This is a genomic window from Bacillus halotolerans, assembly GCF_001517105.1.
In the GTDB taxonomy this organism is placed as follows: Bacteria; Bacillota; Bacilli; order Bacillales; family Bacillaceae; genus Bacillus; species Bacillus halotolerans.
Window position 1 is genome coordinate 368695 of the sequence record NZ_LPVF01000001.1, and the last position, 26930, is coordinate 395624.

The following is a 26930-nucleotide window of genomic DNA, read 5'->3' on the forward strand; positions in this document are numbered from 1 at the left end:
AATAACGAAGTACGACTAAGCAAAGAAAAAGGGTTAAAGACACTCGCGATTCATTTTCACGGTGTTTTCAAACCATAGTTATTGAAGGCCTCTTATTCGGTATGTTTAACAAATAATGGCGCGAATAAAACAATAACATTAATTTGCATTTATTTCCGTTTCGTGTTATGATAAAGAAGAATTATTTTTGTTCGTGTAAAGGATAGTATGAATATTGACTTTTCGTCTTGATGATACTTTGGGCAGGGATAGTAATTAAAATGTGTGGTAACACACTAGGAGGCAACAAAAATGGAACAAGGTACAGTTAAATGGTTTAATGCAGAAAAAGGTTTTGGATTTATCGAACGTGAAAATGGAGACGACGTATTCGTACACTTCTCTGCAATCCAAGGTGACGGATTCAAATCGTTAGACGAAGGTCAAAAAGTAACGTTTGACGTTGAGCAAGGTGCTCGTGGAGCTCAAGCTGCTAACGTTCAAAAAGCTGCTTAATCTTAAATGTTTATAGAAACAGGCTCTTAATAAAGGGCCTGTTTTTTTACGTTCTCTGTATAATACTCGAACTCATAAAAAACCCTACTCAATGTTCGAGTAGGGAGATGTTACAAGGTAATAGCAAAAGATTTAACGCTTCAAAGGTTTGTTTATAGTATAACATACTGGATTGACAATATGCGGGAATGTATATAAATTATTTATTTTTCTTTTCGAATACAATCACATACTATTATTTCTTTTTGCCAATATATAAGAATCGGTTTATTTCGATCGTGAGCATTGATTGAGGAACATAACATTACAAGTAAGAAAATACTACTGTAAATAGGATTAATGTTAGTGTCAAAATGATTAAAAGGCTTTGGAAAGTGGTAATGAAGAAAAGGAAGATGATGTGTGGTCAAGTATTCTTGGCAAACGAGGCTAAACAATGAGTGACAGAAGACGTCTGTAGAGGCAAAGCTTTACTAGTGAACAGCCCTGCTTTTAAAAAAATATCTTGCACTTGAACAAGCAACAGCTGAGCTTTTTTAAGAAATTTTGTTAACAATCAATAATGAAGTACACACTCGTGATTCATTTAAAACGATATTATAATTGCAATTATTTCCGTTACGTGCTATGATAAAGAAAGATTATTTTTGTTCGTGTAAAGGATAGTATGAAGATTGACTTTTCGTCTTGATGATACTTTGGGCAGGGATAGTAATTAAAATGTGTGGTAACGCACTAGGAGGCAACAAAAATGGAACAAGGTACAGTTAAATGGTTTAATGCAGAAAAAGGTTTTGGATTTATCGAACGTGAAAATGGAGACGACGTATTCGTACACTTCTCTGCAATCCAAGGTGATGGATTCAAATCATTAGACGAAGGTCAAAAAGTAACGTTTGACGTTGAGCAGGGTGCTCGTGGAGCTCAAGCTGCTAACGTTCAAAAAGCTTCTTAATCTAAACTCGTTATAAAAACAGGCTCTTAGTATAGGGGCCTGTTTTTTTGCGTTCTCTGTATAATACTCAAACTCAATAAAAAACCCTACTCAACGTTCGAGTAGGGAGATGGTACAGGTAATAGAAAAAGATTTAACGCTTCAAAGGTTTCTTTCAAGTAGAACATATCGGATTGACAATATGCGGTAATGTATATAAGTTATTTATTTCTTTTCAAACACACCTACAGCTTATTAGGAAGCAAACTTTTACGAAATGTTAAAAATAATAGCCAACTCTACATGTGTCGTGTATCAACCGCCAAAAGCGCCGCACTAAACGGGAGTCATCCATGATAATTCCGACACTCTCCTTCTTTTTCATTCATCACATCAGATGAAGTTTATGTATATTCTCTTTTTACCAATAGTGAACAAAAAGGACCATCCCTTTTGTAAAGAATCATCCTTTTCTTCGTTCATTTAACAATTTTTATGTGTTGTTGATTAATTATGATAACAGCTGGTTCATCTGCAAGAATTCCACCAACTTCAAATTTTCATAAGACTGATCCTTTTTAGAAGTAGGCTTCTTTAACTATTGACTGGCGCAGTGGATATAAGAAATTCTTAACGATAGAGGGGAGATTGATTGATTTTTCTTGACTTAGATATACCTAAAACAATGAAAGCCCTACCTCTCTTTCATCCTTACGGCTCCTTGTCCGTGCCAGTGTGAATCAGGTACTAAATCAAGTGACTATTTGATAAACTTCAAATGTCCGTTGAAGAAATTTAAATAATAAAAATGGATTAGATTGTAGGAATAACAAAAGAGGTTAATGTACTAAAAATAAGGTGAAAAAGTTGAATGTCTTTGAAATGATTTACCTTTAATCATGATATTGATGAAAAATTCAGAATGTTTTCGGAGTGTAATATTAACCTTAACAGAAACTTTTTATTTGATTTTCAGTGATTCCTTTAATTACTTCCAGTTCACTGATCAAAAATTCATATACATGATCCAACATTTTTTTTCGCTTGCATTAAGTGCTTTTTCTTTCTTCATACGCATTAAATCACGTACAACTTCGGCGCCGTCTTGTATTTCACCCGTTTTTATTTTGTTCGTGTTTACTTTATACCTTTGTTTCCACGGCAGTAACCTATCTGATTCTCCATGCTGAAAAATGTGTATAATGTGTTTTAACGCAAGTATATCAGTAACTGGTCGTATACCTGAACTCGATATTTTACGCGTTGGAATCATAACTTTCATATTACTGATTGACATTTTTATGACATAATACTGTTGTTTTTCCTCTAAGAATTCTTTTTCTTCTATGGCTTCAATTATACCTGCTCCGTGCATTGGATAAACAATGTTATCGCCAATTTGAAACATATCATCCACCTCCGTAATGGTAACCTTCTTAAGCTTACCATATATGGAGGTGGATAATCAAAATATTTAATAATAACATGATAATATTTTTATTGTCAATAACTTTTTTGAAAAAATCAGATCAAGCAAAAACAATAGGAATGTGTATGATTTCCAATAAAGGAAAGGTCAATTGGTCCGTGTATATCCTGAAACCTCGACTAATTACCATAGATCAGTTTTTCATTTTAGCTATGAGACTTCTTCGGCTTTGTCAATTCGAAACTATGTTGCACCATATCACCAAGAGTTTCTTTCGTGAGGGCACCATCTAAAATAATGGTATTCCAGTGGTCTTTATTCATATGATAACCGGGTTTCACTTCCTTATAGATGCTGCGCAGAAAATTGGCGCGTTCAGGTTCGCATTTAAGATTGATGCATAGATGGCCATTTAGATGAAAGATAAGCGCAAACAACTTTTTATTACCTTTGTGACGCATCACAGTCCATCCTTCACCAAAAGGATAGTCTTTATAGGTGTCTGGATAAGACAGGCAGTAATCCATTATTTCATTCAGAGTCATAATAAGCCACCACCATTATAATTTATGATATAGATAAATGAGTCAATGATTCATAGATCATTATATATCAAAGTAAAATCTGTTTTACTCGTTTTGACTATTAGGTGTTAATATAAGAACGTCATGAAGCTACTTTTGTATAATCTGAATGAGGTTGCCGCATGTATCGTCGAAGACAGCTATTGTGACTTCTCCCATTTTTGTCGGCTCCATAGTGAACTTCACGCCTTTTTCCATTAATTGTGTGTACTGTTTTTGAATATCTGTAACGCCAAACATTGTTGCTGGGAAGCCCTCGGCGAATATCTTCTTTTGATACTCCTTAGCGGCAGGATGTTCATTTGGTTCGAGTAAAAGTTCGGTTCCATCTTGATCATCTTGAGAAACAAGTGTTATCCACCTGAATTTCCCCATAGGAACGTCTTCCTTTTTTACAAACCCCAGCTTTTCTGTATAAAACTCCAGTGCCTTGTCTTGGTCTTGTACGAATATACTGGTAACAATGATTTTCATACTGTTTTTGCCTCCTTTGATATTTATGACGCATGATACTGGCTGCAAGCAAATAACCCACACATTTGTCAGAAGTCCTGTTCCGGCTTTTTTCAAAGTGTCTTATGTATATTATATGAAACAAACGTATTTCTCCATGAATGATGCAAATCGTGCACTCAACATTTTTGGAGTGTAAGAAACTGTCCAAATTATACGTTGTCAATTTATTGTAGCAGGAAACTTGATCGATTCTTTAGAATATGAAAGAGCCTAGGAACAATTTTTGAATTCTTTGGAAGCTGCAAAGAAAAACGTAAAGCATTGCAATGTCACATATGAATATCATGTGGTTATTTACCAATATGTAAATTTATGTCTTAATAGTAAGTGGTGATAAATATTATTGATAGCTGCGTTTTGACTGCCTATTTTTTCATTGAATAATATAAAATGGTTATGAAATGGAAAAAGGCGGGATGCCCGTTTATAAGTACATTTATAAAAAAAGGAGTCATAATAATGCTAAAAAGGTTTTTTCTGGTTTTGCTTACACTGATGATGTCTATAGTTGTTATACTAGTGGCTGCTAAAGATTCCCCTGGAGATAATGTTATTTCATTTGATGAGCCTATGATCTTAATGATATCAATTGGGATAGTTGTATTTTTATTCATCCCTCCATTAGCCATGTCCTTTTTTGGCAACATGGCTGTAAGAATAATATCTGGAGTATATCAATGTTTTATCGTTTTAACTTTTCTGGGGATGATTCCAATTGGATTTCTTATTCCCAATGGCTTTTTGACAATTCTTGTTTCTGTTTTAGGAACTTTAGTCAGCATAATTAGTGTTGTAGTAACCCTATTCATTGATAGGAATAAAGAGGTTAAATCTTAATATAATAGTTGCCTTTATTGAAAAGCTTTATCCCTAATGTCGAGGAAAGGGGCCTTCGATTGATCAGTGACACCAACATGATCGTGATATCTAAATGGGTGAAGAGGCTAAAAAATTGTTAGAGGAAAGTACAGTCAAGCCGGTGAAGCTAACGTGATGAAAAAGCAAACGGTTTGGAAAAGAGGGGGGGCCTGATGATAAATAGCAGAACGAATCCTAAGGTTGATGAATTTTTAAGTAAAGCTGAAAAGTGGAAGGAAGAATATGAGCGGTTAAGAAATATCGTTCTTGACTGTGAGCTGACTGAAGAATTTAAGTGGATGCATCCTTGTTATACGTTTCATAAAAAAAACGTCGTTTTAATACATGGATTTAAAGAATATTGTGCGCTTCTGTTTCACAAAGGCGCCTTGTTACAGGATCCTCATGGGATTCTTATCCAACAAACGGAGAATGTACAGGCGGCGCGCCAGATTCGGTTCACCAATGTTCAGGAAATAGCTGAAATGGAACCCATCTTGAAAGCCTATATTGATGAAGCCATTGAAGTTGAAAAAGCCGGTTTGGAAGTGAATGTTAAAAAGAATACGGAATACATCATTCCAGAGGAACTTCAACATAAATTCGATGAAATCCCTGCCTTGAAAACGGCTTTTGAAGCATTGACCCCGGGACGGCAAAGAGCATACATTCTTTATTTTTCTCAAGCCAAACAATCCAAAACTCGAGAGTCAAGGGTTGAAAAATACATGAAGAAAATTCTCGATGGAAAGGGATTAAAGGATTAGTATATTCGCCAGGAAGGCATTTTGCTAAGTGAGATTTCTATGAAACTGTCATGAAAGAAGCATTGAAGGATGAAGGCAACCATGATACCAACCATGGTATTTCTAGTGTCAGAATAAAATGCAGAGGGGCGGTTCAATGTATAAAAGAACCGTCCCTTATTTTGTTTGGCATTTTCGTTAGAATAAAACGATTACTGATTAATGAATAGTCATTATGTCAATGAGGCGCTTGATTTTTTCACTGTCTCCTGTATCAACGTACACTGTTTTTGCATTTTTTATTATATTCTCAGTCACTTCCCGCATTACGCCTTTACTTAAATCATCTGAGGAATCCCAGCGTAAAGGAACATTGTATACTTTAATCGTGCCATCGCCATTACCGCTATAAGTTACAGATCCATCCACTAAACGAGAGCCTGCTAACTGGATAACATCTTCCGGATAGCCAGCACTGGTGTCATCATTCGGATTGATTGGTTCGCCAGCCGAAATATGTCGAACATTCAGTTCATCTATCTCTTGATTTGCTCCAAGCTGCAACCAAACTCTGGCATATTCGATTTTCTCAGAAGAATATTCCGCTAATACATTGTCTTTTTCGCTGTTCACCTCGTTTTTTTGTCCTTCTAAAGAGGTTTCTTTTGATTCATCCGTTGAGGATTCTGTTGAGGCATTTTCATTTGAATTCTTTGTTCCGGATTTTTCTGATCCTGTTGTTGCCTCTGATTCATCCTTAGCTATTTGGTTGCTATCTTCAGTCTCATTATTCTTTTTTTTCAGATTGTAATGCAGAATCATTATTTGATTTTTCTTCCTTACCGCCCATACATCCAACGAGCAATAAGACGAGCAGCATCATGACAACATTAGAATAAAAAATATTTCTCAGTTTCTTCATTATTTCATCCCTCACCATCAACAGCCTTACATGCTTTTCTTAGCTTAATCAGTTGATTTTTCAGTTTTTTATAATCTTTTTTCGGTTTTCAGCTTCAGTAAACAAAGACTTAGCTTCAAATACCATCATTGTCCAATCCTTTCAATTAGTTATATCTAAATATTACCATGGAATAGATATGAAAGTTCGAAAAAATTGTTTAAGGAGAGATAACGAATGTTAGCTCAATCGAGTAAATCTCGACAGCTTTTTGAAATGATGGCCACACTGTATACGGATGGATTTCATGAGGAATCACCTAGAAACTGCGAAAATAAAAACCACTTTCTCTTTACATTAAGCAGCCTATATTGAATGTTTTTTATCTTTGTCATCATTTGTTGATGTACTAGAGTGTGTGAATATGCGGTCTAATATTTGTTCTGTAAATGGCATAAAGGCATTAAGGATTATTCCTCCTAAACAAACGGTTAATATAGTCCCGACGCCAATTGGCCCATTAAAAATGATGGCAACTATCAAGAATACGACATAAATGAATGTTCTCGAAAAAAAGATATTTGTTCTAGTTAAGTCTTTTATGATGAATGTTAATCGGTCAACTGGAATTGGTGCAAAATTTGTGTGCAAATAGGTTGCAGTTCCTAATCCTATAACGACTAAGCCGGTTCCAAAACAAATCACTTTGCTGAACCATAGGTCAGGCGTTATCAAATTGTGCAATAAAAAAAGCCACATATCAATCCCAATCCCCGTTATAAATGCTGTTAACATTCCCAAAACTTCCGGTCTTTGTCTATTTAAAATTGAATTACAGCATATCAATATGAACGCTATTATGATTTCCCAGCTTCCCACTGTAAGCCCCACATTTTTAGACAGTCCTACCACAACTGCATCAAAGGGTGAAGTTCCAAGGTCTGATTGGATAGTGAAGGAAATACCAAGAGTTAAAATGAAAATTCCTAATACATAAAAAGTATATTTCACTTTACTCGACCTCTTCTTCGTTATTTTTATTGCAAATACAACAAAGCTACGTTATATTCAATATAGGTCATTTTTGTTGTATTTGCAACAAAGATATGTACTAAGGAGGGCATGATGAAGGAAATTCTTCGCGAAATCGGAATGATTGCAAGGGCATTAGATTCGATAAGCAATATAGAATTTAAAGAATATAACCTCACAAAAGGGCAGTATTTGTACCTTGTCCGAATATGTGAAAACCCAGGAATCATTCAAGAAAAGTTAGCTGAAATGATTAAAGTAGACCGAACAACCGCAGCTCGTGCCATAAAAAAACTCGAAATAAACGGTTTTATTGAAAAGATGGATGATGAACATAACAAAAAGATAAAAAAACTCTTTCCAACAGAAAAAGGGAAAGATGTGTTTCCCGTTATAAAAAGAGAAAATGATCATTCGAATAGTGTCGCATTAGCAGGATTTTCTGAAAAAGAAGCAGAAACCATTTTTCACCTTCTTCAAAGAATGAGAAAAAATGTAGAAGTTGACTGGGGATATGTAAAAAAAGGGAACAAGAGAGATTATTAATTTTAAAAGGAGCATATATGAGCATGAGTGTAAAACTAAAAAAATGCAGCCATGAAGATTTAAAAATACTCCAAAAAATAAGTATTGAAACATTCAATGATACATTCAAAGACCAGAATTCACCTGAAAATATGAAAGCTTATTTGGAAAGTGCGTTTCATTCTAAACAATTGGAAAAGGAATTATCCACTGTCTCTTCACAATTCTTTTTTGTTTATTTTAATCATGAAGTCGCTGGATACTTAAAGGTCAATACCAATGAGGCTCAGTCTGAAGAAATGGGTGACGAATCACTAGAAATCGAGAGGATTTATATCAAGAACAAATTTCAAAAACATGGCCTTGGTAAATATCTGTTCAATAAAGCTGTGGAAATTGCGCTGGAATCTAATAAAAAGAAAATCTGGCTAGGCGTATGGGAAAAAAATGAAAATGCTATTGCTTTTTATGAGAAAATGGGGTTTGTTCAAACTGGAGCCCACTCTTTTTATATGGGTGATGAAGAACAAATAGACTTTATCATGATCAAAACACTCGTATAACTTTTTATGAAAGGCGGGTTTATATGTATATTCCAAAATACTATAAGGTTACAAATGCTGATGACATTTGGGACTTTGTTCAAAACAACTCATTTGGCACAATTGTCACAACAGCGCAAGGGAAACCAATTGCAACTCATTTGCCATTGCAGTTCATGAAAGAGGGAGATACTTACTATATAACGGGGCATATTGCTTATGGGAATTCTCAATGGAGAACATTTGAAACCTGTGAAGATGTGCTTGTTATGTTTCAGGGACCGCACGCTTATATCTCTTCCTCTTGGTATGAAAAGGAAAACGTCCCAACATGGAACTATCAAGCCGTACATGTATACGGTACAGCCAGCATTTTGAACGAAGAAGAGCTAAAACATGACCTGACAATGTTGTTGCAAAAATACGAAAAGCACCGTAAGAATCCTGTTTTATGGGATAAGCTTTCTCCTCAGCTCTTAGAAAGTCAGCTGAAAGGTATTGTCGGATTTAAGATGAAGGTGGGAGAAATTCAGGCTTCATATAAATTAAGTCAGAACCGAAATGAAAAGGATTATATGAATATCATTGATCAATTACGACATGAAGGAAATCCAAATTCGAAACAAATGGCAGAACTGATGGAAAAGCGATTAAAAGATTAAATATAAGTCTTCCTTACAGCAGCGAGTTTGAATCTCTCCAAAAGTTTAAATAAAGACAAGAGTACGTAAATCAAACGTTGATTTATAAGGGTATTTCAACAGAAAACACAGTTTCTCTTTATTGAGGTCTAGTGAATGAATAACCTGTGAAGGTTCAATTCCTCGGCCGCATCCCAATAATACCGAGGGTTTAACTGCCTTTGGTATTATTTTTTATGCAGAAAATACAGCTATGAGAGAAAGCTGCTCATCAAAACTCACCAGTTATCATTTATAGTAAATATATAGAAAAACAACAATCAACCGAGAATGAATTTTGTTCTATAAAGGAGATTCCCATGGAAGAAGTAAAAGTTGTGTATGCGTTGATTAAAAGTAAATGTAATCAGATATTAATGGTGGATAATCATGAAGGACACTGGTCACTTCCGGGTGGAAGAGTTGAACCTGATGAGACGTTAATAGAAGCTGCTATACGTGAAGTGCATGAAGAAACAGGTTTTGAAGTAGAAATAGGGAATTTAATTGCTGTTAACGAAGCGAAATATGTAAAGAGGAATCATCACGCTATCCTTTTTACATTTGAAGCACGAATTGTTGGAGGAACCGAAGCGATTAAAAAGCCAAACGAGATATTGCAAATTGAATGGGTTGACATTGAACAGGCAAATGAACGAATGCCGTATTACTCAGAAGGACTTAATAAAATGCTGACAGGATACGCCCTATATAATAATCAAGGAACAATAGGGTAATGGCAGTAATCGTCAGGTTAGTAGGTCAAGTTGCAAACAAAAGAAACAAAACAGTAGGTAACAAATGCTCCCCACTGTTTTGTTTTTGTACGTTACTTAGCTGATATTTTCTTTAATCGTTTTGGAAAATGTGATTGATTTATTCTCGCTAACAAATGTTGAGCCTAAAAGGAGTGCGCCACCTAGCATTTGAACAATGGTCATTTGTTCTTGCAGGATAATGGCAGAAATTAATATAGCTACAAATGGATCGACATAGCTTATCATAGCAATACTCTGACCTTTTAATTTTTGCATACCCGAGAAAAATAACCAAAATCCAATCCCAGTGTTTACAATCCCTAAAATGATGATTACTTATACGGTAAATCTATTTAAGTTTTTAGCGAATAAGCCTTATTGATGTTCTGTCGGAATTAATGTCATCAAGTACGATAACTTCTGTCAGGGAAGTAATATATAATAGGCTATATCAATTGTGATCGGAGTGTGATGGGATGCAAACGAAAAATGTTTATCTTTATGTATGTAATACAATGTCAGATTGGGAATATGGATATTTAATCGCTGAACTAAACTCAGGAAGATATTTCAAAAAAGATGCAGCACCTTTAAAAGTAGTTACAGTAGGAGTTAATCAAGAAATGATTACTACAATGGGAGGTTTAAGCGTAAAATCAGATATTTCCGTTGGTGAGTGCACTCTTGAGAGGAAAGATCTTCTCATTTTACCTGGAGCGAATACTTGGGGAGAAGATATTCATCAGCCTATCTTGAAAAAAGTTGGCGAAGCTTTAGAGCTGGGCACTATTGTTGCTGCAATTTGCGGTGCAACGGAGGGCCTCGCCAATATGGGATACCTAGATTCCAGAAAGCATACTAGCAATGACTTAGAGTATCTTAAAATGGTCTGTCCTCATTATAAAGGAGAAACGTTTTATGAGATGGGGCCTGCGGTATCTGGTGAGAATTTGATTACTGCTTCAGGAGTAGCTCCTCTGGAATTTGCGATGGAAGTATTGAAAACATTAGATGTATTTGCGCCAGATACATTACATTCATGGTATAACCTCAATAAGACACATCAGCCAGAATACTTCTACGAATTAATGAATTCAATAGAGAGATGAGCGAAATCATTCAACTGAGTTTTATATACTTTCGACGATGCCAAACATTTTAACAATACTCAGAAGTGATGTTGTAATGACAACAAGCTTTCATAAAACAAAGCAGTGTTGAGGGCTGAGTATAAGCATAGTAAAGGGAAAAAGCTTAATCTTTTTGGGAGATTAGGCTTTTTTTCTAAAGTCTAATATTGGCTTTCGGTTATACATGTATTCATTCATGACAGTTTGGTATAAAACTTGTTTTCAGCAGATTTTAGGGATTTCTATTTTCTCGAGTTAGTTCGTTTAGGGTTTAGTCCGTATTTGTGAATAGGTAAATGAAAGATTTTCTGAAGGAGCTGACAGATAGAAAGGAGATAATGGATGAAGGAATATTTTACAATTGGAGAAACAGCCCGTCTCAATAACATCTCAATTCAAACATTGCGCTATCATGATAGTATCGGTGTTTTCAAGCCTTCCTTTTCGGCATATACTTTTCTCCCCAAGGGAAGAAATCCGCCGAGTTATGAACATGGAGAAGAAAGTTCTGGAACTTATCAGAGGAATTCATTTGGTTACTGTTGGGGAACATATAGATACCTTCTGTATATGGTCTTTAGTATAAATAAACCTATTATGGTATATTTAAATTAAGACTAAATATTCGAAATGAGGAATGAGATGAATACAAACAAAAAACATAAGCATTTTAAAATAAAAAGGGTACTGCAAGTCATAATGGTTATTATCGGAGGAATGATAGCGGCGTATGGACTGGAAACCGTATTGATTCCAAACAGTGTATCTGATGGAGGGGTGACAGGCCTTAGTATCGTTGGTTCGCAGCTATTTGATTTGCCGCTAGGAGTCCTTATTGCAGCTTTAAATATCCCGTTTGTCTGGTTAGGATATAAGCAAATCGGGAAAGACTTTGCATTATTATCCATTATCGGAATCGTAACACTTGCCGCTGGCACAATGTTTTTCCACCACACTCCAGCCATCATAGAGGGGGATACCCTGTTAATAACCGTTGTTGGCGGGATTATCCTTGGATTGGGAATGGGGTTAGCGTTACGTAACGGCGGCGCATTGGATGGAATTGATATGCTCGCTGTGCTGCTGTCTCGAAAATTGCCATTTGGAACGAGCGATCTCATTTTATTCTTAAACCTTTTTGTGTTTATTTTTGTATCCATTGTATTTGGCTTACAAGGGGCATTACTGTCAGTCATTGCTTACTACATTGCGTCCAAAGTCATACATATCGTTGAGGAAGGCTTAAGTGGTTCTAAAACCTTTCAAATTATTTCAACCCAGCCTGAATTAATGGTAGAGACAATACGTGATCAGTTAGGACGAAGTGCTACCTATAAAGAAGCTTATGGCGGTTTTTCCCACGAGAAATTTAAAGAAATCACATGTGTCATCAACCGCCTTGAAGAAACAAAACTAAAGGAAATTATTAATGAAATTGATAAAAATGCCTTTGTTACCGTATATGATGTAGCTGAAGTGAAGGGCAGTAATTTTAGAAGACATACGAGTCATTAGAGAAAAACAGAACTTCAAACCCAAAAGTGAGATATCTCAGAAATTTTATATTAAATTGTTTTGTTTACACGCCCAGAAAATAAAGTAACCAGCAGTCTGTACTGGAATTCCATTGCCTCCTGTCTCGTATAATGAGAATAGGAGGCTTTTTTGTATAAGGGTATGCTTAAATGGAGGGATTTATTTGAATATTGAGCTGAAAGAAATAGATATGTTACAAGCGGATTCTGGTCCTTATGGGATAGCGGTCTCTCGTGAAGGAAATGTATGGTTTACTCAACATAAAGCAAATAAAATCAGTTGTCTTCATCAAAATGGAACAATCAAGGAATTTATTGTTCCAACTCCTGATGCACGAGTGCTGTGTTTGACCATATCTTCAATAGGTGATATTTGGTTTACTGAAAATGGGGCTGATAAAATTGGAAGGCTTTCAGAAACGGGCGTATTTACAGAGTACCCGTTACCTCATCCAAATTCAGCGCCATATGGAATTGCTGAAGGTCTTAACGGTGATATTTGGTTTACTGAAATGAATGGAAACCGCATAGGGAGATTGACTGCAGAAGGTGTGATTCATGAATACGAACTGCCGAATAAAGAATCATATCCTTCTTTTATTACGTTGGGGCCCGATGACTCACTTTGGTTCGCTGAAAACCAAAACAATGCGATCGGCAAGATAACCCGATCAGGAGAAATAATGGAATACCCAATCCCAACACCGGGAGCAGCGCCAGTAGGTCTTGCAAGCGGAAATGATGGTGCCCTTTGGTTTACAGAAATAATGGGGAATAAAATAGGAAGGATCACGATGTCCGGCGAAATAACGGAATTTGATATTCCTACACCAAATGCCCGGCCTCATGCTATTGCGGCGGGAGTCGAATCGGATTTATGGTTCACTGAATGGGGAGCAAATAAAATAGGAAGATTGACAAAAGAGAGAACCTTTGAAGAATATACAATCAAAACCTCTAATGGCGAACCTCACGGAATTGGCTGTGACAAAGAAGGCAGTGTATGGTTCGCATTAGAATGCAATAAGATCGGAAAGCTGCGTTTACTGAAATGAAGAGAAAGTGCTGAAAGAATATAAAAAGCATACCAAGAACATAGTATGCTTTTTCATTTGCGTGAAACGTCATCATGTTACATGAACTGAAGTCTCGTCAATGTAGCCTTTCAACAGCTTAAGTACTTATAGCTCTTTTACCATGACCTTCTCGCCGTTAAAATCGAGCTCACCATTAAATGTAAAGCCGAATTTTTGATACAGGCGCAAAGCATGAATGTTGTTCTCAAAAATGCTTAAATAAATTCTGTTACATGTATATAGCTCAGCAAGGTGATGAATAAGAGCTTCAAGCATCTTGCTGCCTAATCCTTGGCCTTGAAAACGCTCGTCAATGAAAAATCGGTCAAGCCACACTCTGCCGTTTTTATTTTCTTCATCAATCTCAGGAAACCATCCATACATAGCAAAACCGACTAACTTCCCTTCGTAATAAAGTCCAGCAGGTTTATAATACTGACATTCAGTTGCATCCTCTAGACATTGCTTGGTTGATTCTATATATGATATTTGGCTCTTGTGAACATGAAGAGACAGAATAGATTCACGATTCTCTTCAGTTACCGCCTTTATCTCAATACTCATAGCCATTCTCCTTTTTTCTCTTTTTCTGAAAAGGACAGACGATTTTCAGATCAATAACATTGTTACGCTTTCATCCACATCATGTAGTCTTAGGAACAAGTAGTTCTGCAGTTAATCCCCTTACTTTACAATTTGCACAAAAACCTTAATTAAATACTTTTCATAGCCTTTAACTGATAGCTCATCTAACATCACTTCTTCGTAGAAAAACCTTATAATTTTATATCTTTGTCGCGGCAGCTGAGGAGCTGCTCTTTTTTTGTAAACCTGTATGGGAGGTCTTGCAATACACTAGGTGCTCGTTCATAAATTAGTACTTGTTTACTTAATGAAAGTCATCCCAATTGAAGCTTGTCCTGAACATTCTTTAATGGTGAGTATCTTCTTTTTCATGATGAACAGGTGAATTTTCTGCGCATAAATCCAATTTTTCCGGAAGTTTCGGTAAAAAACGAAACTTTTAACGCGTTTATTTTACTTTATAATGTAAGCGGTTTCCTATGTAGTATACTTATACTATCGTACATCATTTGAGTGAAACACAGGAAGGATAGAAAAACAGATGAGATACATGAATACTAGACAAAAAGACATTTTGTATCTGTTGTTATCTGAACCTGATGACTATTTAGTCGTGCAAGATTTCGCCGACAGGGTAAAGTGTTCTGAAAAAACGATCAGGAATGATCTGAAAACGATCGAAGGTTATCTGCATGAACATTCTCCTGCTCAGCTCATTCGCAAACCAGGATTAGGTGTCTATTTAAATATAGAAGAACATGAAAGGGCCCGGTTAACTCAACAATTGGGTACTGAACATTTTGGCTCAAAGCACCAGTCCGATGAAGAAAGAATTCTGCAAATCGCTTATCAATTATTAATGAACCCAAAACATGTTTCAGCAAAAGAAATTGCCGCTCAGCATTTTTTGAATAAGTCTTCCATCAAAAGGAATTTACATGAAATTGAAGAGTGGCTAAAGCGATTTGATCTCAAATTGGTGTCAAAGCAGCGGCTCGGTTTAAAGATTGAGGGAAATGAAAGAAATAAAAGAAAAGCCTTAGCCAGAATCTCTGATTTGATTGATAATCCAGAGTTTACAAGTCAGTTTATCAAAAGCAAGTTCTTAACTCATGAAGTGAAATGTGTGTCGAATGAATTCAAAACATTGCAAAAGCACCATTCTATCTATTTCACAGATGAAACGTTCGAGAATTTATTATTGCATACATTGCTGATGATACGCCGGATCAAAATGAAGCAGCCTATCTCGATTTCGCCAACAGAAATGGCAGCAGTAGAAAAGAAGAAAGAATATCAATGGGCAATGACATGTTTAAAACGGCTGGAAGCGGTTTTTGCCATCCGCTTCCCTAAAGAAGAAGCCGTGTATGTAACGCTCCATATACTCGGCGGAAAAGTTCGTTTTCGGTCTTGGGAAGAAGAAAAAAAGGTTCTGGAAAATCCCTTGCTTCCCATGGTTGTGCGGCATTTAATCGATCGTGTGTCAGAGCTGAAAATGCTTGATTTTCATAATGATCAGGATTTGATCAACGGATTGAACATCCATCTTAACACAGTGCTAAACCGGCTGAATTACGATCTTTCTGTATCAAATCCAATGCTAAATGACATAAAAAAAATGTACCCCTATCTGTTTCATATGATCATTGACGTTCTGGAAGACATCAATCAAACGTTTGCTCTTTCTATTCCTGAGGAAGAGGCCGCTTATCTGACATTGCATTTTCAAGCTGCGGTCGAACGTTTGCACCACAGCAGCGAGAAGCGTAAAAAGGCAATCATCGTCTGCCACATGGGCATTGGAATGTCACAATTGCTGCGGACAAAAATTGAACGGAAATTTCATCAAATCGCTGTGAAGGCCTGTATTGCAAAAGCTGATTTAGCAGATTACACAAAAAAGAATGGGGACATAGATCTTGTCATTTCCACGGTAGCGCTGGAACATGTGCCGATTCCTCATATTGTTGTATCACCGCTGTTGGAGCCTTCTGATGAGAAGAAACTAAGTGCATTTATGGATCAGGTTGACGAATCCCAACGCCAAACACAAAAAACGTTTAAGATGCTGAACAATACGACTCCTTTCTTAGTTTTTTTGCAGCAAGAGTCAGTTCATCGCTATAAGCTGATTGAACAAATGGCAATGGCTTTATACGAGAAAGGGTATGTGGAAAAGGAGTATGCCATTCATGCTGTGATGAGAGAAAAAATGTCGGCGACAAACATTGGGGCTGGCATTGCGATTCCTCATGCAAACTCTAAATTTATTAAACAATCAGCCATTGCGATTGCCACATTAAAAGAGCCGCTTGATTGGGGGGCTGAAAAAGTGTCGCTCGTCTTTATGCTGGCTGTCAAACACGAGGATCAAAACATGACAAAGCAATTGTTCCATGAACTGTCATATCTGAGTGAGCAGCCGGCATTCATTCATAAGCTGACTGAAGAAACAAATGTGATGAGATTTTTATCTTATTTGAATTATTAAAAGCGGGGCTTTGATGCCCTGCTTTTTTTTCATATGGATAAATGCTGGTTTTTCCGGAATTAACGGTAAAAAACAGCGCTTTTACAAGCATGATTTTAATATACAGTTGTTACAGGCCTTATGATTCATACTTTAAAGGAGGAATCGTATGAAACTGTTAGCGATTACATCATGTCCGAATGGAATTGCCCATACATATATGGCGGCTGAAAATCTGCAAAAAGCTGCCGACAGATTAGGCGTCCAAATGAAAGTCGAGACCCAAGGCGGAATCGGAGTGGAAAATGAGCTGACCGGAGAGGAGATTCGTGAAGCAGACGCGATCATTATCGCGGCAGACCGCTCGGTAAACAAAGACCGGTTTGTAGGAAAAAAACTGTTGTCTGTCGGGGTTCAGGATGGTATCCGCAAACCGGAAGAATTAATTCAAAAAGCACTTAGCGGCGATGTGCCGGTCTACCGTTCAGCTTCAAATTCGGAAGCCGGCAATCAACTGGAGAAAAAACAAAATCCGATTTATCGTCATTTAATGAACGGTGTTTCTTTTATGGTTCCATTTATCGTCGTCGGCGGGTTATTGATAGCGGTTGCATTGACGCTTGGAGGTGAGAAAACACCGAAAGGCTTAGTCATTCCGGATGAATCTTTTTGGAAAACGATTGAACAGATCGGAAGTGCCTCATTCTCATTCATGATCCCGATTTTGGCCGGATATATCGCGTACAGCATCGCTGATAAGCCCGGGCTTGTACCAGGAATGATCGGCGGATATATTGCAGCGACGGGAAGCTTTTACGGCAGTGCAAGCGGCGCCGGTTTTCTCGGCGGCATCATCGCCGGATTTTTGGCGGGGTATGCTGCCCTTTGGATCAAAAAATTAAAGGTTCCAAAAGCGATTCAGCCGATTATGCCGATTATTATTATTCCAGTGTTCGCTTCACTAATTGTAGGTTTGGCGTTTGTGTTTTTGATCGGTGCACCTGTAGCCCAAATTTTCGAATCTTTAACGGTATGGCTGGCGGGTATGAAAGGTTCAAGCTCCATCCTGCTGGCATTGATTTTAGGCGCAATGATTTCATTTGATATGGGAGGCCCCGTAAACAAGGTGGCATTCCTGTTTGGATCGGCCATGATCGGAGAAGGAAACTATGAAATTATGGGACCGATTGCCGTCGCCATTTGTATACCCCCGATTGGCCTTGGGATTGCAACGTTTTTTGGAAAAAGAAAATTTCAGGAGTCGGAGAGAGAAATGGGAAAAGCATCATTTACCATGGGTCTCTTCGGCATCACTGAAGGAGCCATTCCATTCGCGGCACAAGATCCGCTTCGCGTCATTCCGGGGATTATGGCAGGTTCTATGATTGGTTCTGTGATCGCTATGATCGGCAATGTCGGAGACAGAGTAGCGCACGGCGGGCCTATAGTGGCAGTACTAGGCGCCGTTGATCATGTATTGATGTTTTTTATTGCAGTGATTGCCGGATCTCTTACCACCGCTCTTTTAGTTAATGTACTAAAAAAAGATATTCCGGTTTCTTCACCCGCCGGGCTGAATGAAGCTGCAGCATCGAATGACGTTCCGCAACAAAACAATGAAGCGGAAAGCAGACAGATGGAGAAGACGGATATTAACAAGCTGACAGACATTTTGAGTATAGATCTTATTGAACCAACATTATCAGGCGAAACCAGAGATGACATTATTGATGAAATGATTCAAAAATTGTCCCGCACAGGTATGCTGCATTCAGAGAGCGGTTTTAAACAAGCGATCATGAATCGCGAACAAGAGGGGACAACGGCGATTGGCATGAATATCGCGATCCCGCACGGGAAGTCTGATGCCGTCAAGAAGCCTAGTGTAGTGTTTGGAATCAAACGATCAGGCATTGACTGGAACAGTCTTGATGGATCAGAAGCAAAGTTAATCTTTATGATCGCTGTACCGAAAGATAGCGGAGGGAACCAGCATCTGAAACTGCTGCAAATGCTATCTCGAAAACTGATGGATGACAGCTATAGGGAAAGGCTGCTCTCTGTCCAGACAAAAGACGAAGCATACAAACTCCTGGATGAAATCATATAAAGCGGGGGAATTTTTCATGATGACTGAACCGTTATTTTTCAAGCCTGTTTTCAAAGAAAAGATTTGGGGCGGCACCGCTTTGGCTGCTTTCGGCTATGACATCCCATCAGAACGAACGGCGGAATGCTGGGCTTTTGCAGCACATCAAAATGGACAAAGTATTGTTCAAAACGGGTTATACAAGGGGCTTACGCTCAGTGAATTATGGGATCATCATCGGCATTTATTCGGACATCTGAAGGGGGACCGCTTCCCTCTTCTCACGAAAATTTTGGATGCCAATCAAGACTTATCCGTTCAGGTGCATCCGAAAGATGAGTATGCAAAAACGCGTGAAAAAGGAGAGCTCGGAAAAACAGAATGCTGGTATATCATAGACTGCCAAGAAGATGCAGAAATCGTTTATGGCCACAACGCAAACACAAAGGAAGAACTGATCTCGATGATAGAAGATGGAAAATGGGACAAGCTCCTGCGCCGCGTAAAGGTAAAACCGGGGGATTTCTTCTATGTGCCAAGCGGCACCGTTCATGCGATTGGGACAGGCATTCTCATTTTGGAGACGCAGCAGAATTCCGATACAACCTACAGATTATATGATTATGGCCGGAAAGATACAGAAGGCAATTTGCGCGAGCTCCATTTGGAAAAAAGCATAGAAGTGATAGACGTACCATTTGCGCCAGAGCAGCAAACGGTTCAATATAAACAAACAGATGATTTGCACATAGCTGTATTGATTGAGTGCCCTTATTTTTCAGTGGAAAAGTGGGAGTTAACAGGATCAGCAAGTTTAAAACAGCAAAAATCATTCCTTCTTGTCAGCGTCATCGAAGGAGAAGGCCGGATAATCTCCGGCGAGCGTACATATGACTTTAAAAAAGGAGATCATATGTTGCTGCCTAACGGGTTTGGGGAATTCAAACTCGCGGGGGATGCGGAGTGTATCGTATCTAATCTGTAAAATAAAACTTTATGACCAGTTTCACGTTTTAAGTCGATATAGAGAAACCAAAGTGATCTCATTTTGGCTTTTCAATATAAAAAGATACCAGCTGGTATCTTTTTTCATATTCACTCACTATGACACCCCTTCGATGGTTTCTTTTAATCTTATCTGCAATTGGGAGTATGTGTCCAGCAGATTAACTGCAGACAACAATCACTTTGCTAAAGACAACCTATAAAAGCTGCTTCAATTTTATATGGATAAAAAGAGAAGAAAACGAAATGTGTTTCTGAATGATTTGTTTGTAAAAAACAAGTTATCCTATTAAAAACCAGTTTTTTTATTTTATGTGCAAAATCATCTTTGGGCTGTCACGTTCGCTATTTCAAATGGTTCTTTCCCACACTGAACATTTGATCTGACAAGTTTTATAGGTAAGAATGTAAAGGATGATCTACATGAAATATGATAAAGTATTTTTTATGTGATAGTTGATGAAGAATATTTTGATAAGAGGTGTATTTATGAAGTTGGATGAATTTGCGATTGGACAAGTATTTCATACAAAGTCTTTTAGGGTAACAAAAGAAAATGTAATGAGGTTTGCGGAAGAATTTGACCCTCAATATATGCATGTAGACGAGGAAAAAGCGAATAAAGGCAGATTTAATGGAATCATCGCTTCTGGCATACAAACGTTAGCCATTTCTTTTAAGCTCTGGATTGAAGAGGGGTTCTATGGCGACGATATTATTGCTGGAACAGAGATGAATCATATTAAATTCATAAAACCCGTGTATCCAGACGATGAATTGCATTCAGTTGTTGAGGTGGTAGATAAGAAACCAAAGAAAAGTGGAACGGGAATACTTACTGTATTGATATTTACTTATAATCATAAAGAAGAAAAAGTATTCGAAGGTGAGTTATCAGTATTGATTAAGCAATAAATAATGTAATAGTAAAGGTTTTTGATCACCAATTGATCAAACGATGAGAGTATAATTAAGATATGCTTTTTTTGGACTTACAATGTTAAGAGCTCATCTTAGAAAAAAACATACCAAATACGATTGGTATGTTTTTTATTCATTCATGTCATGACATGAAGCAGGGTACCGACCGATACCGTACATCAAGACAGAAAAGGAAATTAGAACTTTTTCATCTCCTTTAACATTTTTATTTTGCTTCCTTTTATGTAGGTGAAACATACCCCGCTGACAGTCACCATTCCGCCTAGCAGTGAAATAAGTGAAGGCATTTCCCCTATCCACATCCAGGAAATCACCATCGTCAAAGCAGGTGTTACATAAAGTGAAATCGTTGCTTCAGAAGCACCGACGATTGAAGTTACATATGCAAGCGCAAAGTATGGGATGACCGTCGGGAATAAACCTAAGTAAACGATAGACAATGTGGAGTTCATTGAGGCGTTTAAAAACGCCCCACATAGGCCTGGAAGAAAAACAAGCATTGGTAAGGCTGCACCCCAAATTGTGAACGTTACAAATGGAATAAAACCATACTTTTTTATATAACGGGCTTGAAAAACAAAATAAATACTCTCTGCAAAAGCTGCCAGCAGAATGAACAGAATTCCTTTCATTGAAAGCGCATGGTCTCCTGTTCCTAATGAAATAAATGACACACCCAATAAACTAATGATAGAGCCAATCCATTTAGAAAAACCAAAATGTTCACCAAAAAACAGGTGAGACAACACCGCAGAAAAGATTGGTGCTGTGGTTACGAGTAAGCTTGCAATCCCGGCACTAACTGTTTTTTCACCCATATTAAGCAAAATGTGATAGAGTGCAAAACCTAAAAACCCTAATAATAAGATGACAGGGATATCTTTCATGTCAGGTAAGCGCATTTTAGTCAGCACAGCAAAAAGCAACAATGCCATAGATCCGATTAACAAACGAAATAAAGCAAGGTGTTCGGGTGTGTAATATTCCAGACCTACACGAATTCCCGGAAAAGCTGATGCCCACAAACCGATCATAAGACTGTAAGATATGATGAGTTGCACAGTTTTCTTTTTCATGATCTTCACTCCTTCTCTACAAAAACCAACCAGTTATTTAGTGTGTTTTATACTAATAGAGATTTGATAAAATGGCTTCAACCAGTTACACAATTTTTGACCCAACCACTTTAGTTGAAGGAGACTGCTTTTGATGAGCTTTACAGAAGAAAAAACGGTTAGAAAGCTTCCTAAGTACTTACAAATCATTGATTATATAAAAGAGAAAATAGGAAATGGAGAGTGGCCGATTGGAAGTAAGATTCCAAGCCAGCGAACGCTTGCAAAAGACTTTCATGTAAATCGAAGCACGGTTATCACAGCGTTAGAGGAATTGATGGCAGATGGGTTGATTGAAGGCAGAATGGGCAAAGGGACAGTTGTCATCAACAATACTTGGACACTGTTGGCTAAGTATTCTGCACCCAATTGGGAGAAACATGTAACTTCGGGAATCCAGCAGCCAAGCCGAAGAATTGTTCAAGAGATCAATCAATCAGAATCAAATTCTGATCTTATACAGCTAAGCAAAGGAGAACTTTCAAATGAGATTTTTCCTTTGTCTGCTATGAAAGAGATTATGGGCAAGGTATCTCAAAACATAGAGGCGTTCGGATATGAGGAACCAAAAGGATACTTGCCTTTAAGAGAGGCATTGAGTGATTATTTAAAAACAATCGGGATTCATGCTTCACCTTCATCCATTCTTATTGTTTCAGGAGCACTGCAAGCCTTACAGCTTATATCAATGGGGCTTTTGCAAAGAGGTTCAACTGTTTTTCTTGATCAGCCATCTTATCTTTATTCATTACATGTATTTCAATCAGCCGGAATGAATCTGACTGGACTTCCTATGGATAAAGAGGGGCTTTTGCCAAACCATATTCATATGACAAAGGGGGAACGGGGAAGAGCCATATTATATACAAACCCTTGTTTTCAAAATCCGACTGGTATCTTAATGTCAGAAGAGCGGCGGAAAGAAATCCTTACCGCAAGCGAAAAAAAGCAGCTTCCCATTATTGAAGATGACATATATCGTGAGTTGTGGATAGATGACATTCCGCCATATCCTATTAAAACAATAGATAAAAACGGCCATGTGCTATATGTAGGAAGTTTATCGAAAACGCTAAGCCCGGGCTTAAGGATTGGATGGATAGTCGGGCCAGAGCCAGTGATTGAACGTTTATCTGACATTAAAATGCAGACAGATTACGGATCGAGTTCGTTGTCTCAAAGAGTAGCGGCGGAATGGTTTACATCTGGCCAATATCAGCGGCATTTAGAACGGGTGAGACATCAATTAAAGATAAGAAGGCAATTTGTTACGAGCGCTTTAGAAAACAATATGAAGAATGCAGCTGTTTGGACTATTCCTAAAGGGGGATTCTTTATCTGGTTAAAAATATTGCCCTCGATATCTATGAAATTACTTTATAAAAAAGCCTTAACAAAAGGGATTCTTCTCAATCTTGGCAGTATTTATGCTCAGGAAAAAGGCAATTATATTCGCTTGTCATACGCTTATGCATCCCTTGAAGATCTCCAAAAGGGAATTTATGAATTAAGTTTGATCATTAAGGAACTGGCAAGTAAATAAAAATGCATTCAATGTTGATAGATAGGTTCTTAGAAATTATAAGATGAATATGTAGAGTGGTGGGTGTCTCCTCATCTTACTGGCTATTCTAAAAAGCTCAGAACTCGTTCATTTATGGTTTCAGACTGTTCCAATGATAAAACATGGCCTGCATTTTTGATGATTTCTGCTTCAATTCCAGGCACTAATAAAGATGCGCGCTGTAAGGCTGAATGCGGATCATAAATGACTTCATGTTCACCTAGTAATAATAGAATCGGGACTTTTACTGATTTTAATTCTTCGTCGGTGAAAACATACGGAAATCCGTCGGCTTTAGGGGTTTGCTGTCTTGCTCCATCCTGCCACATAACTCCTGCATGAAACTGCTTCACAAAAAGTGGATGTAACACATTGCGATCTATCATCATCCACTTTAAGAAACTCTCAACTCCATTTGGTTCTGTGAGACTAAGCGCATATTTATAAAAATCGTGATGAAATGGTAAAAATGTTTCCGCTGGGCTAAGAAGAGTTGCACTTTTTACTCTCTCTCTGGCGCACGTAAAATAAAATTCATAGTATGAAGTCCGCCAAGTGAGAGTCCGATCATGTGAGGCTTTTCGACCCCTAGATAATCAAACACATCAAGAAGCCAATCGGCGTAACCCGTTCTTGTACCACATAAATCTGCAGGAATACTTTTATTCTTATCACCTATGATATCGATTGCATAAGTTCGGTATTTGCTGCTCCAATCCGCAATGTTGGGATACCACATCGTGGAGCTAAATAGTGCCCCGTGAAGCAATACGAGTGGCGGCGCATTCTCTGGTCCGCTTGCAATCACATGCGTTTGACCGAAACGAGTGGATACATAATATGCTTTGTAGGGAACTGGCCAAAGACCAAGGCTTTCATCATAAGTTTGAAAATAGTGAATGCCATTGTCACTTAATTGGGGAAACATTGGTGAATGGTTTGACATGCAAATTTCCTCCCGTCCTTTTTAAAAGAATGTATTGTTACGTGCAGAAAAGAAAAGTAAAGTAATTGATTATAACAGAGCTATTTACAAAATATAATACAGTTTTCGTTTTGTATCAAATTCTAAATGAAATTGGGGATAAATAATTTGATACAGAGGTATAAAAATACATATAACAGAAATCAATCGTTTCCGAGAAAGTCGCGGTACTTTAACAAACATGCAATAAATACCTTTAGAAACGTTAAGAACAAACCTTATCAGGCTGAAGTATCATACTGAATCATGGTGAGAGCTCTTTACAGAAGTGTCGTTAAAAGAGGGGAATTCTTTTACGGATAGAATAAAAGAGGGAAAGTGATAGGAGGGTACAGTTTGCAGGAGATAAAAAAAGAACAATATAGTAAAGTCAAACCATTGATACATCATAAAGAAACATGTTGCCCGACATTTGTTTATTCAATATTAGAACAAACAATTCCGGGAGTTGTTTATGCAGATGATCAATCGTTTCTGATAGGAACCAGCTCAGGAATTTATTATGTTGCAGGGGATGAAAGGAATCAAAATGTTAATGAGTTTATCGTTGAATTATACCAAAAGAGAGCTAAATCCCAAAAAAGATTTACTCTGTTTTCTCCCAATCGCTCATGGGACACCGTAATAAAAACTGTACTGCCTGATGAGTTGAATCAAATGATGCGATATGCGTTTTCTCAACAAATTTCTGTCAAAAAGGCTTTTCAGCTTCCAAAGGGATTTACATTAAAAAGAATAAATGAAGATATCATTTCAAGCAGCACTGAATTTCAAAAAGCTTATTATGAGGAGTATTGGGGTTCAGTCTCGAATTTTTTAAAAAACGGATTTGGATTCGCGGTTTTGTATGACAATCTTGTTGTCAGTGAGTGCACTTCCATATTTCTAGGCGGCAATCGTGCGGAAATGGATATCTATACACGTGAAGAATATAGAGGGATGGGGTTCGCTTATATAGCTGGAAGTAAGTTTATAAATGATTGTCTCGAAAACGGCGTCAGCCCTAGCTGGGATTGTGATGTCAGCAACAAATCATCTATTCATTCAGCAAAAAAACTAGGATTTGAGATATCAACCAAATACTCCATCTTTTTTAAAAAATCAGGTTAATAAAGACCCTTCTAAGGAAGGGCCTTTTCTTGAGCACCAAGCTGACGGAGAATATCATGCTTATTCACATGAACTCTTTTCGGCATTTAAAATGAATATGATTCGCCATCATCCGTCATTAGTACATGAGATGACATGCCTTTTTCATGAATAAAGCCTTTTAATTCTTCTCTGGATAGTGCCCAATGGTTGACCGCTTCCATATAGCTCACGATTATTTTTGCATGAGGGGCTGCTTGATGCGTTTCGTGGATATCTTCTTTCCCCATGACGAGAGAGCCGCCCTCAAAGAATTGATTGTTTCCTCCGTTCACTACAATGATTTCTGGCTGGTGTGTATCGATCTCTTCATGGATCGCATCATACCAAACAGTATCTCTGGCTACATATAACGTTTTCTCGCTTTGGTGTTTGAACACGACGCCGCATACAAGACCGGCAAGTTTTAAAATGTCTCCTCTGCCGTGTTCGCCTTTGGTTTTTGTTATAAGGCGGAAGGATACTGAAGTGATGAAGACATTTATCCAGACTGTGGCGAATCATCCGTAATTGGAATCCATTCTTATTCCAATTAGTGATTAACAAATTACGTATATATTCTGGATCTGTGGTGTTCTTTGGAACAGGAAGGCGCTGCACCAGCTGTTCAATTGAATGGCCGACAATTGATGAAAAAAGGCACACAAAGACGTCCAATCACAGGCGTCTTTTTTAATGCAGCTTTTTAGGACTGGGATTTATATTTTCATGATCGATTTCATCAAATAAATTTCGGTTCTTTGAATGGGAGGGCTGAACATCTTCTTTGATAAAGTCGGGGTGAATAATCTTTTTTAAATCTCTGACTGTTAAAGGCTTGGCTTCATCAATTAATTCTAAGCCTAATAGGCCGTTTGCTTCTAACGTCGCCTTTTTGACATCCTGTAAAGTAGAAACGCCGTGCAGCCTCAATTGCATTTCCAGCTGATCTAACGTCAGTCTCATTCTCTTTAAATTGTCTACATGTAATTGGCCATCTTCAATGATAATTGTCGCTTTCCCGGTTAACAGCCTTTCAATCAAATTAGACTTCAACTGAATCCATTCCATAAAAAGGAGTGAGAGCGTAAAAATGATAGCTGCAACTAGTGTTTTTAATAGGCCGTTTTCGATGATCGGCTGAACAATGATGGTGCCGATCGAAATCATGACAACCGTTTGTGCCGATGTCATTTGCGCAATTGATTTTCTTCCTGAAATTCTAAGCAAAACCACACCGGATACCATGAGGACAAATGCTTCCCAAGTAAAACTCATCCTACCACCTGACCAGTAATGTAAA

Annotated in this window: 24 protein-coding genes and 7 pseudogenes; 19 read left to right on the forward strand and 12 right to left on the reverse strand. The window is 37.7% G+C overall.

Annotated elements, in window-relative coordinates:
* Positions 1–291 precede the first annotated feature (291 nt).
* Both cspC (AU387_RS01775) and cspC (AU387_RS01780) read left to right on the forward strand, forming a co-directional pair.
* Positions 292–495: a cold shock protein CspC gene (gene cspC, locus AU387_RS01775; protein ID WP_010333136.1), complete on the forward strand. Its 204-nt coding sequence runs from the start codon at positions 292–294 to the stop codon at positions 493–495.
* A gap of 751 nt (positions 496–1246) precedes the next feature.
* Positions 1247–1450 carry a cold shock protein CspC gene (gene cspC / locus AU387_RS01780; RefSeq protein ID WP_010333137.1) on the forward strand — a complete coding sequence of 68 codons (204 nt, stop codon included), beginning with the start codon at positions 1247–1249 and terminating at the stop codon, positions 1448–1450.
* A 926-nt stretch (positions 1451–2376) separates the two neighbouring features.
* On the opposite strand, the pseudogene AU387_RS01785 reads toward cspC (AU387_RS01780), so the two are convergent.
* The 3 genes and pseudogenes from AU387_RS01785 to AU387_RS01795 all read right to left on the reverse strand — a co-directional run bounded on the left by AU387_RS01785 (position 2377) and on the right by AU387_RS01795 (position 3916).
* Positions 2377–2837 (reverse strand): annotated as a pseudogene (locus AU387_RS01785) (CarD family transcriptional regulator).
* 227 nt (positions 2838–3064) lie between these two features.
* Entirely contained in the window at positions 3065–3403 is a 339-nt protein-coding gene (locus AU387_RS01790) for an MmcQ/YjbR family DNA-binding protein (protein WP_044161681.1), read from the reverse strand.
* Between the two features lie 129 nt (positions 3404–3532).
* On the reverse strand, positions 3533–3916 hold the full coding sequence (locus tag AU387_RS01795) for a VOC family protein (protein ID WP_044161679.1): 384 nt from the start codon (positions 3914–3916) through the stop codon (positions 3533–3535).
* A gap of 88 nt (positions 3917–4004) precedes the next feature.
* Between AU387_RS01795 and AU387_RS21455 the strand changes: the two are divergent.
* The 3 genes and pseudogenes from AU387_RS21455 to AU387_RS01805 all read left to right on the forward strand — a co-directional run.
* A pseudogene (locus AU387_RS21455) lies at positions 4005–4242 on the forward strand (tetratricopeptide repeat protein); the annotation flags it as partial.
* A 175-nt stretch (positions 4243–4417) separates the two neighbouring features.
* Positions 4418–4795: a hypothetical protein gene (locus AU387_RS01800; RefSeq protein WP_059334550.1), complete on the forward strand. Its 378-nt coding sequence runs from the start codon at positions 4418–4420 to the stop codon at positions 4793–4795.
* Between the two features lie 194 nt (positions 4796–4989).
* Positions 4990–5583: a YdeI/OmpD-associated family protein gene (locus AU387_RS01805; RefSeq protein WP_059334551.1), complete on the forward strand. Its 594-nt coding sequence runs from the start codon at positions 4990–4992 to the stop codon at positions 5581–5583.
* A gap of 198 nt (positions 5584–5781) precedes the next feature.
* On the opposite strand, the pseudogene AU387_RS01810 reads toward AU387_RS01805, so the two are convergent.
* The 3 genes and pseudogenes from AU387_RS01810 to AU387_RS01815 all read right to left on the reverse strand — a co-directional run bounded on the left by AU387_RS01810 (position 5782) and on the right by AU387_RS01815 (position 7474).
* Positions 5782–6484, reverse strand: a pseudogene (locus tag AU387_RS01810) (hypothetical protein).
* 19 nt (positions 6485–6503) lie between these two features.
* Positions 6504–6613 (reverse strand): annotated as a pseudogene (locus AU387_RS22340) (hypothetical protein); the annotation flags it as partial.
* Positions 6614–6829: 216 nt separating this feature from the next.
* Entirely contained in the window at positions 6830–7474 is a 645-nt protein-coding gene (locus tag AU387_RS01815) for a YczE/YyaS/YitT family protein (RefSeq protein WP_059334552.1), read from the reverse strand.
* Between the two features lie 114 nt (positions 7475–7588).
* On the opposite strand from AU387_RS01815, the gene AU387_RS01820 reads away from it, so the two are divergent.
* The 4 genes from AU387_RS01820 to AU387_RS01835 all read left to right on the forward strand — a co-directional run bounded on the left by AU387_RS01820 (position 7589) and on the right by AU387_RS01835 (position 9979).
* Positions 7589–8041, forward strand: a complete 453-nt coding sequence (locus AU387_RS01820; RefSeq protein WP_059334554.1) for a MarR family winged helix-turn-helix transcriptional regulator — start codon at positions 7589–7591, stop codon at positions 8039–8041.
* Between the two features lie 23 nt (positions 8042–8064).
* Positions 8065–8583 (forward strand): spermidine/spermine N(1)-acetyltransferase, encoded by a 519-nt coding sequence (gene paiA / locus AU387_RS01825; protein ID WP_044161668.1) that lies wholly within the window; start codon positions 8065–8067, stop codon positions 8581–8583.
* Between the two features lie 23 nt (positions 8584–8606).
* Entirely contained in the window at positions 8607–9224 is a 618-nt protein-coding gene (locus tag AU387_RS01830) for an FMN-binding negative transcriptional regulator (protein WP_059334555.1), read from the forward strand.
* Positions 9225–9562: 338 nt separating this feature from the next.
* Positions 9563–9979, forward strand: coding sequence for an NUDIX hydrolase (locus tag AU387_RS01835; protein ID WP_044161664.1), 417 nt, complete (start codon positions 9563–9565; stop codon positions 9977–9979).
* Between the two features lie 96 nt (positions 9980–10075).
* Here the strand turns inward: AU387_RS01835 and AU387_RS20955 are convergent, their stop codons facing one another.
* The gene (locus tag AU387_RS20955) at positions 10076–10276 is read right to left on the reverse strand and encodes an EamA family transporter (RefSeq protein ID WP_232460800.1); all 201 of its coding nucleotides are present in this window, start codon (positions 10274–10276) and stop codon (positions 10076–10078) included.
* A gap of 200 nt (positions 10277–10476) precedes the next feature.
* Between AU387_RS20955 and AU387_RS01840 the strand changes: the two genes are divergently transcribed.
* The 4 genes and pseudogenes from AU387_RS01840 to AU387_RS01850 all read left to right on the forward strand — a co-directional run bounded on the left by AU387_RS01840 (position 10477) and on the right by AU387_RS01850 (position 13720).
* Positions 10477–11109, forward strand: a complete 633-nt coding sequence (locus AU387_RS01840) for a type 1 glutamine amidotransferase family protein (protein ID WP_059334557.1) — start codon at positions 10477–10479, stop codon at positions 11107–11109.
* A 363-nt stretch (positions 11110–11472) separates the two neighbouring features.
* Positions 11473–11577: pseudogene (locus AU387_RS21880) on the forward strand (MerR family transcriptional regulator); the annotation flags it as partial.
* Between the two features lie 195 nt (positions 11578–11772).
* Positions 11773–12645 (forward strand): YitT family protein, encoded by an 873-nt coding sequence (locus AU387_RS01845; RefSeq protein ID WP_044161659.1) that lies wholly within the window; start codon positions 11773–11775, stop codon positions 12643–12645.
* Between the two features lie 184 nt (positions 12646–12829).
* Positions 12830–13720, forward strand: a complete 891-nt coding sequence (locus AU387_RS01850) for a Vgb family protein (protein WP_059334559.1) — start codon at positions 12830–12832, stop codon at positions 13718–13720.
* Positions 13721–13846: 126 nt separating this feature from the next.
* Here AU387_RS01850 and bltD read toward each other — a convergent pair whose 3' ends face one another.
* Positions 13847–14305 (reverse strand): spermine/spermidine acetyltransferase, encoded by a 459-nt coding sequence (bltD, locus tag AU387_RS01855; RefSeq protein ID WP_044161656.1) that lies wholly within the window; start codon positions 14303–14305, stop codon positions 13847–13849.
* A gap of 562 nt (positions 14306–14867) precedes the next feature.
* Here bltD and manR point away from each other — a divergent pair.
* From manR to AU387_RS01875, 4 genes are all read left to right on the forward strand, one after another.
* Positions 14868–16820 carry a mannose transport/utilization transcriptional regulator ManR gene (gene manR, locus AU387_RS01860; RefSeq protein ID WP_059334561.1) on the forward strand — a complete coding sequence of 651 codons (1953 nt, stop codon included), beginning with the start codon at positions 14868–14870 and terminating at the stop codon, positions 16818–16820.
* A gap of 148 nt (positions 16821–16968) precedes the next feature.
* On the forward strand, positions 16969–18909 hold the full coding sequence (locus AU387_RS01865; RefSeq protein ID WP_059334563.1) for a PTS fructose transporter subunit IIABC: 1941 nt from the start codon (positions 16969–16971) through the stop codon (positions 18907–18909).
* A gap of 16 nt (positions 18910–18925) precedes the next feature.
* On the forward strand, positions 18926–19873 hold the full coding sequence (gene manA, locus AU387_RS01870; protein ID WP_059334565.1) for a mannose-6-phosphate isomerase, class I: 948 nt from the start codon (positions 18926–18928) through the stop codon (positions 19871–19873).
* Between the two features lie 509 nt (positions 19874–20382).
* Positions 20383–20808 (forward strand): MaoC family dehydratase, encoded by a 426-nt coding sequence (locus AU387_RS01875; protein WP_044161648.1) that lies wholly within the window; start codon positions 20383–20385, stop codon positions 20806–20808.
* Between the two features lie 203 nt (positions 20809–21011).
* Here AU387_RS01875 and AU387_RS01880 read toward each other — a convergent pair whose 3' ends face one another.
* Positions 21012–21911: a DMT family transporter gene (locus AU387_RS01880; protein ID WP_059334567.1), complete on the reverse strand. Its 900-nt coding sequence runs from the start codon at positions 21909–21911 to the stop codon at positions 21012–21014.
* A 133-nt stretch (positions 21912–22044) separates the two neighbouring features.
* Here AU387_RS01880 and pdxR point away from each other — a divergent pair, with 133 nt between their 5' ends.
* Positions 22045–23493: a MocR-like pyridoxine biosynthesis transcription factor PdxR gene (gene pdxR, locus AU387_RS01885; protein WP_059334569.1), complete on the forward strand. Its 1449-nt coding sequence runs from the start codon at positions 22045–22047 to the stop codon at positions 23491–23493.
* 83 nt (positions 23494–23576) lie between these two features.
* Here pdxR and AU387_RS01890 read toward each other — a convergent pair.
* Positions 23577–24460: pseudogene (locus AU387_RS01890) on the reverse strand (carboxylesterase).
* A gap of 375 nt (positions 24461–24835) precedes the next feature.
* On the opposite strand from AU387_RS01890, the gene AU387_RS01895 reads away from it, so the two are divergent.
* Positions 24836–25609, forward strand: a complete 774-nt coding sequence (locus AU387_RS01895) for a GNAT family N-acetyltransferase (protein ID WP_059334571.1) — start codon at positions 24836–24838, stop codon at positions 25607–25609.
* Positions 25610–25695: 86 nt separating this feature from the next.
* Here the strand turns inward: AU387_RS01895 and AU387_RS01900 are convergent.
* Both AU387_RS01900 and AU387_RS01905 read right to left on the reverse strand, forming a co-directional pair.
* Positions 25696–26097 (reverse strand): annotated as a pseudogene (locus AU387_RS01900) (MBL fold metallo-hydrolase); the annotation flags it as partial.
* 223 nt (positions 26098–26320) lie between these two features.
* Positions 26321–26905 carry a DUF421 domain-containing protein gene (locus AU387_RS01905; RefSeq protein ID WP_059334576.1) on the reverse strand — a complete coding sequence of 195 codons (585 nt, stop codon included), beginning with the start codon at positions 26903–26905 and terminating at the stop codon, positions 26321–26323.
* Between the last annotated feature and the right edge of the window lie 25 nt (positions 26906–26930).

Coding starts and splice junctions, on each gene's coding strand:
- manA (WP_059334565.1), top strand. CDS start 18,926: ATGATGACTGAACCGTTATTTTTCAAGCCTGTTTTCAAAGAAAAGATT.
- AU387_RS01800 (WP_059334550.1), top strand. CDS start 4,418: ATGCTAAAAAGGTTTTTTCTGGTTTTGCTTACACTGATGATGTCTATA.
- AU387_RS01805 (WP_059334551.1), top strand. CDS start 4,990: ATGATAAATAGCAGAACGAATCCTAAGGTTGATGAATTTTTAAGTAAA.
- AU387_RS01795 (WP_044161679.1), bottom strand. CDS start 3,916: ATGAAAATCATTGTTACCAGTATATTCGTACAAGACCAAGACAAGGCA.
- pdxR (WP_059334569.1), top strand. CDS start 22,045: ATGAGCTTTACAGAAGAAAAAACGGTTAGAAAGCTTCCTAAGTACTTA.
- manR (WP_059334561.1), top strand. CDS start 14,868: ATGAGATACATGAATACTAGACAAAAAGACATTTTGTATCTGTTGTTA.
- bltD (WP_044161656.1), bottom strand. CDS start 14,305: ATGAGTATTGAGATAAAGGCGGTAACTGAAGAGAATCGTGAATCTATT.
- AU387_RS01865 (WP_059334563.1), top strand. CDS start 16,969: ATGAAACTGTTAGCGATTACATCATGTCCGAATGGAATTGCCCATACA.
- AU387_RS01875 (WP_044161648.1), top strand. CDS start 20,383: ATGAAGTTGGATGAATTTGCGATTGGACAAGTATTTCATACAAAGTCT.
- AU387_RS01840 (WP_059334557.1), top strand. CDS start 10,477: ATGCAAACGAAAAATGTTTATCTTTATGTATGTAATACAATGTCAGAT.
- AU387_RS20955 (WP_232460800.1), bottom strand. CDS start 10,276: ATGCAAAAATTAAAAGGTCAGAGTATTGCTATGATAAGCTATGTCGAT.
- cspC (WP_010333136.1), top strand. CDS start 292: ATGGAACAAGGTACAGTTAAATGGTTTAATGCAGAAAAAGGTTTTGGA.
- cspC (WP_010333137.1), top strand. CDS start 1,247: ATGGAACAAGGTACAGTTAAATGGTTTAATGCAGAAAAAGGTTTTGGA.
- AU387_RS01820 (WP_059334554.1), top strand. CDS start 7,589: ATGAAGGAAATTCTTCGCGAAATCGGAATGATTGCAAGGGCATTAGAT.
- AU387_RS01830 (WP_059334555.1), top strand. CDS start 8,607: ATGTATATTCCAAAATACTATAAGGTTACAAATGCTGATGACATTTGG.
- paiA (WP_044161668.1), top strand. CDS start 8,065: ATGAGTGTAAAACTAAAAAAATGCAGCCATGAAGATTTAAAAATACTC.
- AU387_RS01835 (WP_044161664.1), top strand. CDS start 9,563: ATGGAAGAAGTAAAAGTTGTGTATGCGTTGATTAAAAGTAAATGTAAT.
- AU387_RS01845 (WP_044161659.1), top strand. CDS start 11,773: ATGAATACAAACAAAAAACATAAGCATTTTAAAATAAAAAGGGTACTG.
- AU387_RS01880 (WP_059334567.1), bottom strand. CDS start 21,911: ATGAAAAAGAAAACTGTGCAACTCATCATATCTTACAGTCTTATGATC.
- AU387_RS01905 (WP_059334576.1), bottom strand. CDS start 26,905: ATGAGTTTTACTTGGGAAGCATTTGTCCTCATGGTATCCGGTGTGGTT.
- AU387_RS01790 (WP_044161681.1), bottom strand. CDS start 3,403: ATGACTCTGAATGAAATAATGGATTACTGCCTGTCTTATCCAGACACC.